We start from the raw sequence: 14,784 nt of genomic DNA, 5'->3' as shown, positions 1-14,784 counted from the left end.
ACAGCTCGTTGCCAACTACCCCGGCTAAGCTGGGCTTTCCCTCCTTGCAAAGAGAGTTCTCCATGCGCGCAGTCCTCGTCCTCTCAAGCCTTGCACTGACCCTGTCTGCCCATGCAGCCACGGAAGGGCCGCCGCGCGAGCGGCTGAGCCTGTCGGCCAGCGCCAGCGCCGAGGTGACGCGTGATGTGCTGGGCATTGCCTTCTCGACGACGCGCGAAGGTGCCGACGCCGCGGGCGTGCAAGCGGCGTTGAAGCAGGCCCTGGACGCCGCCCTGGCCGAAGCGCGCAAGGTGGCCAAGCCAGGTCAGGTCGATGTGCAGACGGGCAGTTTTTCGCTCTACCCGCGCCACGACCCCAAGACCGGCAAGCTCAGCGGCTGGCAGGGCAGCGCCGAGCTGCTGGTCGAGGGGCGGGATGCGGCGGCCATCGCTCAGCTGACGGGGCGCATCAACACGCTGAGCATCGCCCGCGTCGGCTACAGCCTGTCGCGCGAGGCTCGCGAGAAGGCGGAGGCCGACATCACGGCCCAGGCGATTGCGCGCTACCGGGCCAGGGCGGCGGACTACGCCAGGCAGTTCGGCTACGGCAGCTACGTCGTCGGTGAGGTCAGCATCAACAGTGACGAAGCCGGACCGCGTCCGATGATGGGCGTGATGCGCATGAAGGCCGAAGCCGCCGACATGGCGCTGCCGACCGAAGCCGGCAAGGCGACCGTGACGGTGAATGTCAGCGGTTCAGTGCAACTGACGAAATGATCAAACTGCGGTCCAGCCGCCGTCCATCGCCCAGGCCTGGCCGCGCACATTGATGGCGGCGTCCGAGCACAGGAAGACGGTCAGGGCGCCGAGCTCGTCTGGCGTCGTGAACTGCAGCGACGGCTGCTTCTCGGCCAGCAGGCGGCGCTTGGCCTCGTCGTTGCTCACGCCGTCCTTTGCGGCCAGCGCGTCGACCTGCTTCTGCACCAGCGGCGTCAGCACCCAGCCGGGGCAGATGGCGTTGACGGTGACCGGCGACGTCGCCGTCTCCAGCGCGATGCTCTTGGTGAAGCCGACCAGGCCGTGCTTGGCGGCCACATAGGCCGACTTCTGTGCCGATGCCACCAGGCCGTGGGCCGACGCCACATTGATGATGCGGCCCCAGTTCTTCTTCAGCATGCCGGGCAGGGCCAGGCGGGTGGTGTGGAAGGCGGAGGTGAGGTTGATCGCGATGATGGCGTCCCACTTCTCTACGGGGAAGTCTTGCACCGGCGCGACATGCTGGATGCCCGCGTTGTTGACGAGGATGTCGATGCCGCCGAACTCGGCATCGGCGTAGGCCACCATGGCGGCGATGTCCGCCGGCTTGCTCATGTCGGCGCTGTGATAGCCCACCTTGACGCCCAGCGCAGCCACCTCGGCCCTGGGGCCTTCCACGTCGCCGAAGCCGTTCAGGATCAGGTGGGCGCCCTGGCGCGCGAGCGCGAGGGCCACGCCCAGGCCGATGCCGCTGGTGGAGCCCGTGACGAGGGCGGTCTTGCCTTTCAACATGGAGGTTCCTTCTTGGTTGCTAGGATGACTCAAAGGATTGCATCATGACCCAGCCCCAACTGCGCTTCGTCAATTGCCTGGACAGCACCGGCCTGCACCGGATGGCTTATTGGGAGTGGGCCGGCCCGAGCGCCGACGCACCGGTACTGGTCTGCGTGCATGGCCTGTCACGGCAGGGGCGGGACTTCGACGCCCTGGCTCGCGCCGTGAGCGACCGCTATCGCGTCATCTGCCCCGATGTCGTCGGCCGCGGCCGCTCCGACTGGTTGCGCCAGCCCGCTGGCTATCAGATTCCGGGTTATGTCTCCGACATGGTGGCGCTGCTGGCGCGGCTGGATGTCGAGCAGGTCGACTGGGTCGGTACCTCCATGGGTGGCTTGATCGGCCTGGGCCTGGCTTCGCTGCCGCGGCCCGACGGGTTGGCGAGCCCGATCCGCCGCCTGGTGCTCAATGACGTCGGCCCGGCCATCCGCATCGAGGCCCTGCAGCGCATCGGCAGCTATCTCGGCAAGGCGATGCGTTTCAAATCGCTGGAGGAGGGCGCGGCCTATCTGCGCAGCATCTCCGAGGGCTTCGGCCCGCACACCGACGAGGAATGGCTGGCCTTGTCCGAGCCGCTGTTCCGCCAGGAAGGCGGCGAGTGGAAATCGCACTACGACCCGGCCATCGCGCTGTCCTTCACGGCCGTGACGCCCGAGCTGGTGGCCGCGGGCGAGGCTGCGCTCTGGGCGGCCTATGACCAGCTGAGCTGCCCGACGCTCTTGATCCGCGGCGCGGAGTCCGACCTGCTCAGTGCCGAGACGGCCCGCGCCATGACGCAACGCGGCCCGAGCGCTCGCCTGGTCGAGTTGCCCGGCATCGGCCATGCGCCCACGTTGATTCATGCCAACCAGATTGCCGTCGTGAGGGATTTCCTCAGTTCATGAAGACCGGCTTGATGCCCGAGGGCGCCGCGACGGCGCCCATCGTCGCGCTGCTGGATGCGGGCGCCGAACATTCCAATGCCGAGGTCGTTCGTGCCCGCGCTGTTGCCGAGCCGCTGCTGGCCGGCGAGTTGCTGGACACCGGCGAGAACGCGCTGTCTCACGCCGACGGCGTGGCGGCCATCCTGCGCGCCGTGGGCAGCGCACAGGAGCTGCAGGCCGCGGCCTATCTGGTCTATGCGGCTGACTTCCTCAGCAAGCCGGAGGAGGTCGTCGCCAAGGCCTTCGGCGACAGCTATGCCAGCCTCGTCACGCACACGCGCCGCCTCGTGCAGCTGCAGCGCACCACGCGCGACGCCAGGTTGCCGGCCGACAGGAAGCACGACCTGCGCGCCGAACAGACCGAGCGCGTGCGCAAGATGCTGCTGGCCTTCTCGCGCGACCTGCGCGTCGTGCTGTTGCGCCTGGCCTCACGGCTGCAGACGCTGCGTTGGTACGCCGCCAGCAAGCAGCCTTGCCCGCAGGACCTGGCGGCCGAGTCCCAGGCGGTGTTCGCGCCGCTGGCCAATCGCCTGGGCATCTGGCAGATCAAGTGGGAGCTGGAGGACCTGGCATTCCGCTTCCTGCAGCCGCAGGCCTACAAAGCCCTGGCCGGCGCCCTGCATGAGACCCGCGTCGAACGCGAGCAGCGTGTTGAGGCCGCGCGCGCGGCTCTGCAGGCCGACCTCTATGGTCAGGGCATTGCCGCCGAGGTGCAGGGCCGCCCCAAGCACCTCTACAGCATCCACAAGAAGATGCAGGGCAAGGACCTGTCGCTGGACCGCGTCTTCGACCTGCGTGCGCTGCGCGTCGTCGTCGCCAGCGTGGCCGATTGCTATGCCGCGCTGGCCCGGCTGCACGAGGTCTATACGCCGGTGCCCGGCGAGTTCGATGACTACATCGCCAAGCCCAAGCCCAACGGCTACCAGTCCCTGCACACCGTCGTGCTCGGGCCCGACGGCCGGGCGATGGAGGTGCAGATCCGCACGCGCGAGATGCATGAGCACGCCGAACACGGCGTTGCCGCCCACTGGGCCTACAAGGAGGCCGGTGCGCGCGGCTATGCCGGTGTCAGCGCGGCTGGCGAGTTCGAGGAGCAGGTCGCTCGAGCCCGCAAGGCCGTGCTCAACCAGCTGCTGGCCTGGGAGCGCGACACCGTGCAGGGCGCCGAGGGCGGCCCGGTGTTCGACGACCGCATCTATGTCTTCACGCCGCAGGCCACCATCGTCGAGCTGGCGGCCGGCGCGACGCCGGTGGACTTCGCCTATGCGGTGCACACCGACCTCGGCCACCGCTGCCGCGGCGCGCGCATCGACGGCCAGATGCTGCCGTTGAACACGCCGCTGCAAAGCGGCCAGACTGTCGAGATCATCGCGACCAAGGAAGGCGGCCCGTCGCTGGACTGGCTCAACCCCGAGCTCGGCTATCTACAGAGCCCACGCTCGCGCGCCAAGGTGCGTGCGTGGTTCAACGCGCTGCAGCAGGCGCAGACGATTGCCAAGGGCCGCGACCTGGTCGAGAAGCTGCTGCAGCGCGAGGGCAAGACGGCGCTCAAGCTCGACGAGCTGGCTGCGCGCCTGGGCTTCAAGGGTGCGGATGCGCTGTTTGAGGTCGTCGGCAAGGACGAATACTCGCTGCGCAACATCGAGCTGCTGCTGCGACCGCCCGAGCCGGCGGTGGATGAGAACGAGCTGCTCGCGCAGCGGCACACGCGCAGCGCCAGCAGCAACCGGGGCGGCGTGCTCGTGGTGGGCATCGATTCGCTGCTGACGACGCTGTCGCGTTGCTGCCGGCCCGCACCGCCCGACGCCATTTCCGGCTTCGTCACGCGCGGCAAGGGCGTGGCCATCCACCGCAGCGATTGCAGCAACCTCGCCGAGATGAAGCGTCGCTCGCCCGAGCGCGTCATCGCGGTGGAGTGGGGCGGTGGTGAAACGGTGGGCAAGGGTGCGCCCGTCTATCCCGTGGACGTGCTCGTCGAGGCCGGTGACCGCCAGGGCCTGCTGCGCGACGTGCTGGAGATCTTCGCCAAGGAGAAGATGAATGTCGTCGCGGTGAACACGCAGTCGATGAAGCCCGGCGCCGTCAAACCCCGCGCGGGCGGCGGCGACACGGCCTGGATGAGCTTCACGCTGGAACTGTCTGATGCATCCAGGTTGGCCAAGGTGCTGCGCGACCTCTGCGCCATCTCTGGCGTGCGCTCGGCACGCCGCAAGTGAGCCTGGACGAGGACCTGAAAAACCTGCTATAGTGCGCAGCTCTTCAGGCGCGTAGCTCAGTTGGTTAGAGCACCACCTTGACATGGTGGGGGTCGTTGGTTCGAATCCAATCGCGCCTACCAAATATGAAGACTGACCCAGTGGGGTCAGTCCGACGGTAGGTTAAGAATGCCTCAGATCTTCACGGATCTGAGGCATTTTTGCTTTTGAAGTCAACGATTTACCAGTGTCGTGGTGCTTGAGCCAAGCTGTGACGCAGCAGTGCTGAGCCGCGACCACGTCAAATTCCTTCCGAGCCACGCCCTTCAGCATGGCGTCGAGCTGAGGCCGATCCTTGCGACCCTTGGCGCCGCTGTACCTGTCGATACAGGCACGCCGCGGTCGACGTCTGCAGTTTTCCGGCAGTTCGTGATGGATTCTTGTGCGCGCCAGCCCGTGGCGGGAGGATGGCTGACACGCGTTGGCATGCCGGTCCGAAAATTGGTCATGCAGTGGTTGCCGCTGTAGTGGGGTCGGTGTGGCAGTTCTTTGGAATGGGTACTCCGGAACAGGCGGGCCTCGGCGGCGCACGGGTCCGGCGCGGCTGCGAGTGCGAGCGCTGTGGATGGCGGTGTTTGCTTGGCAAGGACTGGCTTTCGCGCTCACCCCGAGCGTGAGTGCCTTTGACCAGCAAGTACAGGACGTCCAGACATTCGCGCCCCGCACCGAGTTCCTTGCCTTCCTGGAGCGCAGCCGTTCGCAGGCCAACGCCAGCGGCGATCCTCTGCTGGAGGTGGCGGCCCTGCTGGAGCAGGGTAGGCAGTTGCGGCATTCGGACGGGGGGCGCGCCAGCGAACTGCTCGATCGGGCGGCCGGCCTTCTGCGGCAACACCGCGACCCGGTGCTCGAGTTCCGCCATCGCCTGCTGCGCATCGGCCAGCTCAAAGCCCGGCAGGAGCTGGACAAGGCCGTGCTGGAAGGCATGCGCCTGCTCGCCGAGGCGCGGGCCCGCGGCGACTGGCATGACGAGCTCCGGGTGCTGCTGGTGCTGCAGGAGGACTGGAAGCAGTTCCACGCTCTCGGCCGCTACACGCAGGAGGCCAGGCAGCTGGCCATCCGGCATCCCGCCGACAAGGTCACTTGGTGGGCCCGTGACGAATGGGCGGACCGGCTCCGCTCGGCCGGCAAGCTGGACGAAGCGGAGCGGGAGCTGCTGGCCGTGCTGCAGGAGCAGGAGGCGGTGGACGACGGCGTGGAGCAGCTCAGGACGCTGGTCCTGCTGAACGATATGTACCGGGCAACCGGCGAGTGGGACAAGCTACGCCCGCTGGGACCACGGGCGCAGGAGATCGCCCGCAAGTTGGGGCGCACGCCCTACATGCTGGTGAACTTCCTGTGCAACCAGTCGGACGCCTTGCTGAAGGCCGGGCTGCCGGCGGCGGCGCTGGAGATGGCCGACGCCGCGATCGTCGCGGCTCGGGGCGACGCTGACACGACGCGCGTCGCCAGGTTCAACCGGGGCAAGGCACTCAACCGTCTGAGCAGGCACGCTGAGGGCCTGGCCATCTTGGAGGCCGAAGCCCAGGGCAGCGACCGTTGGGAAATGCTGGACGAGGTGGCCGAGGAGTACGCCTTCGCGCGCCGCCACGACGAGGCCTATGGCGCGCTTGTGGAGCACCTGCAGGGCCTGCGCAAGAGGCTGGACGAATCGCACAGGGCCGGGCTGACGCTGGACCAGGCCCTGGTGGAAGCCGAGCGTGAGCGCACCCAGCGCCAGGCCAGCGAGCGCCGGACGCAGCGGACCGTCGTTGCGGCCGTGATCCTGGCCGCGCTCGCCTGCAGCGCTGCGGCACTGCTGGTGGTGAGGGCGACACGCCGGCATGCGAGAACCCTGGCAGCCGTGAACCGCCAGCTCCAGGACATGGCGGTCACCGATCCTTTGACGGGCCTGCGCAACCGCCGGCACTTCATGGCCCAGGTGGATTCGCACGTGGCTGCCGCGGACCGCTCCCATGCGGGCCGCGGGACGGTCGCGGCCGAGCCGGTGGACCTGCTCTTCTACCTGATTGACCTCGACCACTTCAAGCGTGTCAACGACAGCTTCGGCCACCCCGCCGGGGACGCCGTGCTGCGGCAGGCGGCGGAGCGCCTAAAGGGTGTGTTGCGGGGGGAGGACGAGCTCATCCGCTGGGGCGGCGAAGAGTTCCTGCTCATGACGCGGGGAACGCCCCGCGGGCACGCGGCGCAGCTGGCCGAAAGGCTGCGCAAAGCCATTGACGGGAGCCCGGTCGAGCTGCCGGACGGGCAACCTCTGAAGATCTCATGCAGTATCGGCTTCGCTCCATATCCTCTCGTCCCCGGCGCGCAGCACGGCGGCTCCTGGGAGCGATCGGTGGAGCTCGCCGACGAGGCGCTCTACCAAGCCAAGGCTCGTGGACGCAACGGCTGGTTCGGCGTCGGGGCGCCGACCGCGGCTGGCGCAGGCGCCCAGCCCACTGAAGGCAGCCTGCAGGAAGCGATTGCCTGCGGCTCACTGGCGCCGCTGCACAGTTGACGCTCGATGGGCGCCAGCGCTGGATAGGTGATCCGCATGGCCATCCTGCTTCCCAGCCCAGAAACGTGCGAAAAATGGGGTGTGGTTTAGGAAGCGGTCGGGACGTAAAAGGGAAATTTCTCCCGTGAAATCAATGTCTTAGCATGTCCCGTAAAGCCCCGTTTCCTCACCTTGCCATGGTGGGTTGGTTCGAATCCAATCGCGCCTATCAAATTTTTGAAGATTGGAAGCCCCCGAATCGAAAGGTTCGGGGGCTTTTCTTTGCCCACGCGCTGCCACGCCTGCGCGCAATTGCGGCGTTTGGTGAGTTTCCGTGGCGGACAGCTCGGTTCACCAGCCCCAGGTAAACCCGTTCGGAACGGCGGTCAGGCTCTGCCTAGAATTTGCTGCACTGCACAGGAGACCCACGCATGGCGACTGCCCGCAAGAAAGCGGCATCCGAGCAAGCCCAGTCCGGCGACACCAAGCCCGGGCTGCGCATCCTCAAGAAATACCCCAACCGGCGGCTCTATGACACACAGACCAGCAGCTACATCACGCTGGCCGACGTCAAGCGCATGGTGCTGGAAGGTGTCGAGTTCGAGGTGCATGACGCCAAGACCCAGGACGACCTGACGCGTTCCATCCTGCTGCAGATCATCCTGGAGGAGGAGACTGGCGGCGTGCCGATGTTCTCGACCAGCTCGCTGGCCCAGATCATTCGCTTCTACGGCCATGCCATGCAGGGCGTCATGGGCGGCCTGCTGGAGCGGCAGATGCAGGCCTTCACCGACCTGCAGTCGCGCTTCACGGAGCAGACGCCCGGCGGCATGCCCTTCACCCCCGAGGCCTGGACGGGCCTGATGGGCGGCTATGCCGAGCAGTCCAAGACGCTGATGAACCAGTGGCAGGAGCAGCTCAAGCAGGCGGGAGTGATGTTCCCGTTCACGCCCAAGAAATAGGCTGTCGGCCGCAGTTGCGGCTCGCTCGGCCACGTAACGCGCGTGAGGGCAAGTAAGCGTGCCTTGACCAGGCGGGTGCCGCCCGCAACTGTGCTGTTCCTATGTCGAGGAGCGAGCATGATTGAGAAAGAGCACCAGCGGCGCATCTACGTTCCGCAGGGTCACCAGCTGAGGGCGACGGGTGCCGAATCGGTCCAGCGTGATGGCGTGGAGACCCGCATCTCCTATTTCGAGGTGGTCGATCCTGAGGGGGTACGGGTCGGCAGCTATGTCGTTCGCGAGGCGCAGTCCATCAATCCCCCATTTGCGGCCTCCGTCACGGTGGAAACGGTCGAATAGCGGCCTGCCTTTCCAGTGAAGTTCGGTCGTTTCGGACAGCTGCATGGCCGCTGGAAAGCCGCCGGTTCGTCACATCGCCGAAAATAGGGCGATGAATGAACAGATCACCCCCGCCGCCATTCCGAAGATTGGCTTCGTCAGCCTCGGTTGCCCGAAGGCTTTGACCGATTCCGAGCTCATCCTCACCCAGCTGCGTGCCGAGGGCTACGAAACCTCCAAGACGTTTGCCGGCGCCGACCTTGTGATCGTCAACACCTGCGGCTTCATCGACGACGCCGTCAAGGAAAGCCTGGACACCATCGGCGAGGCCCTGGCCAAGAACGGCAAGGTCATCGTGACCGGTTGCCTGGGCGCCAAGGCCGGCGCCGGCAGCAGCGATGCCGGCAGCCTGGTGCGCGAGATCCACCCCAGCGTGCTGGCCGTCACCGGCCCGCATGCGACCCAGGAGGTTATGGATGCGGTGCACACCCATGTGCCCAAGCCCCACGACCCCTTTGTCGACCTGGTGCCCAGCTACGGCGTCAAGCTGACGCCCAAGCACTACGCCTACTTGAAGATCAGCGAAGGCTGCAACCACCGCTGTTCCTTCTGCATCATCCCCAGCATGCGCGGCGACCTGGTGTCGCGCCCCATCGGCGACGTGCTGAACGAGGCCCGCGCGCTGTTCGAGAGCGGCGTCAAGGAGCTGCTCGTCATCAGCCAGGACACGTCGGCCTATGGCGTGGACGTGAAGTACCGCATGGGCTTCTGGGACGGCAAGCCGGTCAAGACTCGCATGCTGGATCTCGTCGCCCAGCTCGGCGAGATCGCCAAGCCCTATGGCGCCTGGGTGCGCCTGCATTACGTCTACCCCTATCCGCACGTGGATGAGGTGCTGCCGATGATGGCCGAAGGCCTGGTGCTGCCATATCTGGATGTGCCCTTCCAGCATTCCCACCCCGACGTGCTCAAGCGCATGAAGCGCCCGGCCAACGGCGAGAAGAACATGGAGCGCATCCTGCGCTGGCGCGAGAGCTGCCCCGAGCTGGTCATCCGCTCGACCTTCATCGCCGGCTTCCCCGGCGAGACCGAGGCCGAGTTCCAGCATCTGCTGGACTTCATGCAGGAAGCCAGGATCGACCGCGCGGGCTGCTTTGCCTATTCGCCGGTCGAGGGCGCCAGCGCCAACGAGATCCCCGGTGCGCTGCCCAAAGAGGTGCGTGAGGAGCGCCGTGCGCGCTTCATGGCCGTGGCCGAACAGGTCTCGGCCGCCAAGCTGCAAAGCCGTGTCGGCCAGACGCTGCAGGTGCTCGTCGACTCCGCGCCGGCCCTGGGCCGCAAGGGCGGGGTGGGACGCTCCTACGCCGACGCGCCCGAGATCGACGGCACCGTGAAGATCCTGCCGCCCGAGAAGGCCAGCAAGACGATGAAGGTGGGCGACTTCGTGCGCGCCCGCGTCGTGGCAGCGGATGGGCACGACCTGGTGGCGAGCCTGGTCTGATGAGCAAGAAGGCCCCCAGCACTCAGCTTATTCACCACCCTTACCGCGCCCCCGAAGGCTGGGATGCGGTGCCCGTGCCGGTGGCCAAGGCGTCGACGGTGCTGTTCAAGAATACGGCCGATCTGCACAAGCCTAAGCCGCGTGACGGGCTGACCTACCGCTACGGCCTACATGGCACGCCCACCAGCTACACGCTGGCCGCACGCATCGCGACGCTGGAGCATGCCGAGCATTGCCTGCTGGTGCCCAGCGGCCTGGCAGCGGTGACGCTGCCGTCGCTGGCCGTGCTGCGGCCCGGTGACGAGGTGCTCGTGCCGGACAACGTCTATGGCCAGAACCGCTACCTGACCGAGTCGTGGCTGCCGCAATGGGGCGTCACGCACCGCTTCTACGACCCGCTGACGGTGCCGGAGCTGCGTGACAACACCAAGCTGGTCTGGCTGGAGGCGGCGGGGTCGATCACGTTGGAGTTTCCCGACCTGTTGGGAACGCTGGCCGCCTGCCGCGCGCGCGGCATCACCACGGCGCTGGACAACACCTGGGGCGCCGGCCTGGCCTTCAATGGCTTCGAGCCGGCACCCTTGACCCACCCAGGGCTGGGCGCGGACATCGTCATGCAGGCGCTGACCAAATACGCCAGTGGTGGTGCCGACGTGCTGATGGGGTCGGTCTGCACGCGCGACCGCAAGCTGCACGACCGGCTCAACCATGCTCACGAGCACCTGGGCTATGGCCTGGGGCAGAACGACGTCGAGCTGGTGCTGCGCAGTTTGCCGACCATGCCGCTGCGCTATGCGGCCCAGGATCATGTGACACGCCAGCTCGCGAACTGGATGGCGGATCGGCCCGAGGTGGCGCAGGTTTTCCATCCCGCGCTGCGGGGCTCGCCTGGGCATGAGAACTGGCTGGCGGTTGGTGGAGCGGGCGCAGCCTGCTTGTTCTCTGCCGTCTTCAGGCCGGAATACAGCGCTGCACAAGCCGATGCCTTCGTCGACGCGCTGCAGCTCTTCGGCATTGGCTATTCCTGGGCCGGCCCGATGAGCCTGGCCGTGCCCTACGACATGAGCCGCAGCCGCGACCTGCCGCTGCCGTTCAATGGCGGCACGCTGGTGCGATTCGCGATCGGCTTGGAAGATGGGGCCGACCTGAAGGCCGACATCGAACAGGCGCTGTCAGCTCTTGTTTGAGACCTTGTGCCTCATCAATTGTCCCTTTTGGCGAAAGGTCCAATGAGCCGCTGCGCGTCTCAGGCCTTGCGGCCTGTTGATGCGTGCCGCATCAACTGTCCCTTTTGGCGAAAGGTCCAATGAGCCGCTGCGCGTCTCAGGCCTTGCGGCCTGTTGATGCGTGCCGCATCAACTGTCCCTTTTCTCGTTCCCAGTCCCGCTTCTTCTCGGTCTCGCGCTTGTCATGCTGGGCCTTGCCCTTGGCCAGCGCGATGTCGGCCTTCACGCGGCCGCCTTTGTAGTGCAAGTTCAGCGGCACGAGGGTGAAGCCGCGCTGCTCGATCTTGCCGACCAGCCGCTTGATCTCGGCCTTGTGCATCAACAGCTTCTTGGTGCGGTCGGCCTCGGGGGTGACGTGGGTTGATGCGCTGCGCAGCGCATTGATGCGGCAGCCGATCAGGAACAGCTCACCGTTCTTGATCATCACGTAGCCATCGGTCAGCTGGACCTGGCCGGCGCGGATGGCCTTGATCTCCCAGCCGGAGAGAACGACGCCCGCCTCGAACTGTTCTTCGATGTGGTAGTCGTAACGGGCGCGGCGGTTCTCGGCGATGGACATGGGGTCGCAAATGGGGGCGAAGCCCCTCAATACAATTTGTGGATTCTATGAAGCAGGTCAAAAAGTCCGTTCTGCTCTGGTACACACCCCGCGAGATGTACGAGCTGGTCACCGCGGTGGAGCGCTATCCCGAGTTCCTGCCCTGGTGCAACAAGGTCGAGGTGCTGGGCCGTGAGGCAGACACCGTCACGGCCCGCCTGCACCTGGCGTACGCTGGCGTGCGCCACGCCTTCACCACGCGCAACCACAACGAGGACGGCCGCAGGGTGCGCATGGAGCTGGTCGACGGCCCCTTCTCGCATCTGGACGGGCTGTGGCAGTTCCAGCCCTTGAACAAGCCCGGCACGGATGCCGAAGCCACGGCCTGCAAGATCGCCTTCGAGCTCAGCTATGCCTTCAGCAGCGGCGCGCTGGAGGCTGTCGTCAGCCCGGTGTTCGACCGCATCGCCAACACCTTCGTCGACAGCTTCGTGCAGCGTGCCGAGAGTCAATATGGTCCGCGTTGAGCTGGTGTGGAGCCCGCGGGCGGGTGATGTTCAGCACCGCTGGCTGGAGGTGGAGGAGGGCGCCACCGTCGACACCGCCTTGCGCGCTTGCGTCGATTTCATGGCCGCCCAGAGCCAGCCTCTGGATCAATTGCACGTCGGCATCTGGGGCCGTGCGCGGCCGCTGACGACGCCGCTGCGCGAGCGTGATCGCATCGAGGTCTACCGCGCGCTGACCGTCGACCCCAAGGAAGCGCGGCGTCTGCGCTACGCCAAGCGTGGCGAGCGCATCGTGTCGCGACATCGGCCCAAACACGCGGGCTGAGCCGACGGCTGGACGCGTTGGCTCAGCGGGTCACTTGCACTCGCTGGTGATGGTGTCGCGCGCGCGGCTGACCTCGGCGGAGATCTGGGCCTCGTCCATGAAGACGCGCTCGCCCTTCTCGTTGGTGCGGGTCAGGCGCGTGCCGCTCTGCAAATCGCGCAGATTGGCCTGGGCGCGGGCGCAGTTCTCGCGGCGCTGCGCGGCGACGCGGCGTTCCTCTTCCTTCTGCTTGGCGGTCTCGCCATCCTGGTCCTTCTTCTGGCGTGCAGCGGCCTCCTGCTCGGCCTTGGTCGGCGCGCTGGCGGGCGGCCTGGGCGCGGAAGCAGCGCTGGCCTGAGTGCTGGGCGGCGCGACGACGATGGTCGGCTTCGCCACATAGGGGCGAAGCAGGATGTCCTTGTCCGGTGTGCCGGGCGGCGGCGGCATGTCGCTGTACTGCACATTGCCCTTGGCATCGCGCCACTTCCACTGGGCCTGAGCGGCGCCGGCTGCAGCGAGGCAGAGCAGGACGAGAAGAGCTTGGCGAAAGGCTTTGCGAGGCATGCGGCCAGTTTAGGGCCTGTTGACGCAGAGGCAACGGCCCCTGCGTGACCCTCCGTATAATGCCGCTTTGCGTCTGGAGCTTTCCTCATGCGCCTTCTCGGCAAAGCGCTCACCTTCGACGATGTTCTGTTGGTGCCAGCGTTCTCCCAGGTGTTGCCCCGTGACACCAGCCTTGCGACCCGCCTGTCGCGCAACATTCCCCTGAACCTGCCGCTGGTGTCCGCCGCCATGGACACCGTGACCGAAGCTCGCCTGGCGATCGCGATCGCGCAGGAGGGGGGCATCGGCATCGTGCACAAGAATCTCAGCGCCGAATCCCAGGCGCGCGAAGTCGCCCGGGTCAAGCGCTATGAGAGCGGCGTCGTTCGCGAGCCTCTCACCATCGGCCCGAACGCCACGGTCCGCGAGGCGATGGAGCTGACTCGCCAGCACGGCTTCTCGGGTTTCCCGGTCGTTGAGGGCAAGCGCGTCATCGGCATCGTCACCGGCCGCGACCTGCGCTTCGAGACCCGCATGGACGCCCGCGTCAGCGAGATCATGACGCCGGCCGAGAAGCTCATCACCGTCAAGGACGGCGCGTCCACCGACGAGGCCAAGGCGCTGATGCACAAGCACAAGCTGGAGCGCGTCGTTGTCGTCAACGACGCCTTCGAGCTGCGCGGCCTGATGACCACCAAGGACATCACCAAGCAGACCAGCTTTCCCAACGCCGCGCGCGATGCCCAGGGCAAGCTGCGCGTCGGCGCGGCAGTCGGCTTCGGCGACGACACCGAGCAACGCGTCGAACTGCTGGTGCGTGCCGGCGTCGATGCCCTCATCGTCGACACGGCCCACGGCCACAGTGCCGGCGTGCTGGAGCGGGTGCGCTGGGTCAAGAGCAACTATCCGAACGTCGACGTCATCGGCGGCAACATCGCAACCGGCGCCGCAGCGCTGGCGCTGGTGGAAGCCGGCGCCGACGGCGTCAAGGTCGGTATCGGCCCCGGCTCCATCTGCACGACCCGCATCGTTGCGGGTGTCGGCGTGCCGCAGATCACCGCCATCGACAACGTCGTCACGGCGCTCAAGGGCACCGGCGTGCCCGTCATCGCCGACGGCGGCGTGCGCTACTCCGGCGACCTGGCCAAGGCCATCGCTGCGGGCGCCGACTGCGTGATGATGGGCGGTGCCTTCGCCGGCACCGAGGAGGCGCCCGGCGAGGTCATCCTCTACCAGGGCCGCACCTTCAAGAGCTACCGCGGCATGGGCTCGATGGGCGCGATGGCCAAGGGTAGTGCGGATCGCTACTTTCAGGACACCTCGGCCAACAACCCGAACACGTCCAAGCTCGTGCCGGAAGGCATCGAAGGCCAGGTACCCTACAAGGGCTCGGTCGTGCAGGTCATCTTCCAGATGGCCGGTGGCCTGAAGGCGTCGATGCACTACTGCGGCTGCGGCTCCATCGCTGACATGCAGGACAAGGCCGAGTTCGTCGAGATCACGACGGCGGGCATGCGCGAGAGCCATGTCCACGACGTGCAGATCACGAAGGAAGCACCGAACTACCGCAGCGAGTGACTGTGGCCCCCGGTTTGACCGTTGACGGTCAAACCGCCCCCCGCGGGGGCGCAAATCGTTCTAGGGGCGGCCCGTCGAACGCTTTGCTG

At 66.8% G+C, this 14,784-nt stretch carries 14 protein-coding genes and 1 tRNA gene; 12 read left to right on the top strand and 3 right to left on the bottom strand.

Annotated features, from left to right (window positions below):
• The first annotated feature begins 62 nt into the window (after positions 1-62).
• Positions 63-755 carry an SIMPL domain-containing protein gene (locus tag AC1DW0_RS19885; RefSeq protein WP_457349832.1) on the top strand — a complete coding sequence of 231 codons (693 nt, stop codon included), beginning with the start codon at positions 63-65 and terminating at the stop codon, positions 753-755.
• On the opposite strand, the gene AC1DW0_RS19880 is transcribed toward AC1DW0_RS19885, so the two are convergent.
• Positions 756-1,526: a 3-hydroxybutyrate dehydrogenase gene (locus AC1DW0_RS19880; RefSeq protein WP_457349834.1), complete on the bottom strand. Its 771-nt coding sequence runs from the start codon at positions 1,524-1,526 to the stop codon at positions 756-758.
• Positions 1,527-1,570: 44 nt separating this feature from the next.
• Here AC1DW0_RS19880 and AC1DW0_RS19875 point away from each other — a divergent pair, with 44 nt between their 5' ends.
• From AC1DW0_RS19875 to AC1DW0_RS19840, 8 genes are all read left to right on the top strand, one after another.
• Positions 1,571-2,452 (top strand): alpha/beta fold hydrolase, encoded by an 882-nt coding sequence (locus AC1DW0_RS19875; protein WP_056197928.1) that lies wholly within the window; start codon positions 1,571-1,573, stop codon positions 2,450-2,452.
• On the top strand, positions 2,449-4,707 hold the full coding sequence (locus AC1DW0_RS19870; RefSeq protein WP_056197927.1) for a RelA/SpoT family protein: 2,259 nt from the start codon (positions 2,449-2,451) through the stop codon (positions 4,705-4,707). Before AC1DW0_RS19875 ends, AC1DW0_RS19870 begins: the two co-directional genes overlap by 4 nt.
• 45 nt (positions 4,708-4,752) lie before the next feature.
• Positions 4,753-4,829 (top strand) — tRNA-Val (locus AC1DW0_RS19865).
• A gap of 482 nt (positions 4,830-5,311) precedes the next feature.
• The gene (locus tag AC1DW0_RS19860) at positions 5,312-7,240 is read left to right on the top strand and encodes a GGDEF domain-containing protein (RefSeq protein WP_477947539.1); all 1,929 of its coding nucleotides are present in this window, start codon (positions 5,312-5,314) and stop codon (positions 7,238-7,240) included.
• Positions 7,241-7,650: 410 nt separating this feature from the next.
• On the top strand, positions 7,651-8,181 hold the full coding sequence (phaR, locus tag AC1DW0_RS19855) for a polyhydroxyalkanoate synthesis repressor PhaR (protein ID WP_477947537.1): 531 nt from the start codon (positions 7,651-7,653) through the stop codon (positions 8,179-8,181).
• Between the two features lie 117 nt (positions 8,182-8,298).
• Positions 8,299-8,520 carry a hypothetical protein gene (locus tag AC1DW0_RS19850; protein ID WP_457324190.1) on the top strand — a complete coding sequence of 74 codons (222 nt, stop codon included), beginning with the start codon at positions 8,299-8,301 and terminating at the stop codon, positions 8,518-8,520.
• A gap of 91 nt (positions 8,521-8,611) precedes the next feature.
• Complete coding sequence (gene rimO / locus AC1DW0_RS19845; protein ID WP_056199593.1) at positions 8,612-10,000, top strand: 30S ribosomal protein S12 methylthiotransferase RimO; 1,389 nt, start codon at positions 8,612-8,614, stop codon at positions 9,998-10,000.
• Entirely contained in the window at positions 10,000-11,187 is a 1,188-nt protein-coding gene (locus AC1DW0_RS19840; protein WP_477947536.1) for a PLP-dependent transferase, read from the top strand. The genes rimO and AC1DW0_RS19840 overlap by 1 nt, the downstream gene beginning before the upstream one ends.
• Before the next feature lie 136 nt (positions 11,188-11,323).
• Here the strand turns inward: AC1DW0_RS19840 and smpB are convergent, their stop codons facing one another.
• The gene (gene smpB / locus AC1DW0_RS19835; RefSeq protein ID WP_056197918.1) at positions 11,324-11,785 is read right to left on the bottom strand and encodes an SsrA-binding protein SmpB; all 462 of its coding nucleotides are present in this window, start codon (positions 11,783-11,785) and stop codon (positions 11,324-11,326) included.
• Positions 11,786-11,832: 47 nt separating this feature from the next.
• Here smpB and AC1DW0_RS19830 point away from each other — a divergent pair, with 47 nt between their 5' ends.
• Together AC1DW0_RS19830 and AC1DW0_RS19825 are read left to right on the top strand one after the other, a co-directional pair.
• Positions 11,833-12,291: a type II toxin-antitoxin system RatA family toxin gene (locus tag AC1DW0_RS19830; RefSeq protein ID WP_056197916.1), complete on the top strand. Its 459-nt coding sequence runs from the start codon at positions 11,833-11,835 to the stop codon at positions 12,289-12,291.
• Positions 12,278-12,595, top strand: a complete 318-nt coding sequence (locus AC1DW0_RS19825) for an RnfH family protein (protein WP_457443239.1) — start codon at positions 12,278-12,280, stop codon at positions 12,593-12,595. The genes AC1DW0_RS19830 and AC1DW0_RS19825 overlap by 14 nt, the downstream gene beginning before the upstream one ends.
• Before the next feature lie 30 nt (positions 12,596-12,625).
• On the opposite strand, the gene AC1DW0_RS19820 is transcribed toward AC1DW0_RS19825, so the two are convergent.
• A complete protein-coding gene (locus tag AC1DW0_RS19820) occupies positions 12,626-13,138 on the bottom strand; it encodes a DUF4124 domain-containing protein (RefSeq protein ID WP_056197912.1) in 513 nt (170 codons plus the stop codon).
• An 87-nt stretch (positions 13,139-13,225) separates the two neighbouring features.
• On the opposite strand from AC1DW0_RS19820, the gene guaB reads away from it, so the two are divergent.
• A complete protein-coding gene (gene guaB / locus AC1DW0_RS19815; protein ID WP_056197911.1) occupies positions 13,226-14,695 on the top strand; it encodes an IMP dehydrogenase in 1,470 nt (489 codons plus the stop codon).
• Positions 14,696-14,784 lie beyond the last annotated feature (89 nt).

Source organism: Roseateles sp. P4_D2, assembly GCF_056401875.1.
Note: the sequence above shows the minus strand (reverse complement) of the source record. Positions and strands in the feature narration are given on the sequence as shown.

Coding starts and splice junctions, on each gene's coding strand:
- AC1DW0_RS19850 (WP_457324190.1), top strand. CDS start 8,299: ATGATTGAGAAAGAGCACCAGCGGCGCATCTACGTTCCGCAGGGTCAC.
- rimO (WP_056199593.1), top strand. CDS start 8,612: ATGAATGAACAGATCACCCCCGCCGCCATTCCGAAGATTGGCTTCGTC.
- AC1DW0_RS19875 (WP_056197928.1), top strand. CDS start 1,571: ATGACCCAGCCCCAACTGCGCTTCGTCAATTGCCTGGACAGCACCGGC.
- AC1DW0_RS19820 (WP_056197912.1), bottom strand. CDS start 13,138: ATGCCTCGCAAAGCCTTTCGCCAAGCTCTTCTCGTCCTGCTCTGCCTC.
- guaB (WP_056197911.1), top strand. CDS start 13,226: ATGCGCCTTCTCGGCAAAGCGCTCACCTTCGACGATGTTCTGTTGGTG.
- AC1DW0_RS19870 (WP_056197927.1), top strand. CDS start 2,449: ATGAAGACCGGCTTGATGCCCGAGGGCGCCGCGACGGCGCCCATCGTC.
- phaR (WP_477947537.1), top strand. CDS start 7,651: ATGGCGACTGCCCGCAAGAAAGCGGCATCCGAGCAAGCCCAGTCCGGC.
- AC1DW0_RS19885 (WP_457349832.1), top strand. CDS start 63: ATGCGCGCAGTCCTCGTCCTCTCAAGCCTTGCACTGACCCTGTCTGCC.
- smpB (WP_056197918.1), bottom strand. CDS start 11,785: ATGTCCATCGCCGAGAACCGCCGCGCCCGTTACGACTACCACATCGAA.
- AC1DW0_RS19840 (WP_477947536.1), top strand. CDS start 10,000: ATGAGCAAGAAGGCCCCCAGCACTCAGCTTATTCACCACCCTTACCGC.
- AC1DW0_RS19880 (WP_457349834.1), bottom strand. CDS start 1,526: ATGTTGAAAGGCAAGACCGCCCTCGTCACGGGCTCCACCAGCGGCATC.
- AC1DW0_RS19825 (WP_457443239.1), top strand. CDS start 12,278: ATGGTCCGCGTTGAGCTGGTGTGGAGCCCGCGGGCGGGTGATGTTCAG.
- AC1DW0_RS19860 (WP_477947539.1), top strand. CDS start 5,312: ATGGCGGTGTTTGCTTGGCAAGGACTGGCTTTCGCGCTCACCCCGAGC.
- AC1DW0_RS19830 (WP_056197916.1), top strand. CDS start 11,833: ATGAAGCAGGTCAAAAAGTCCGTTCTGCTCTGGTACACACCCCGCGAG.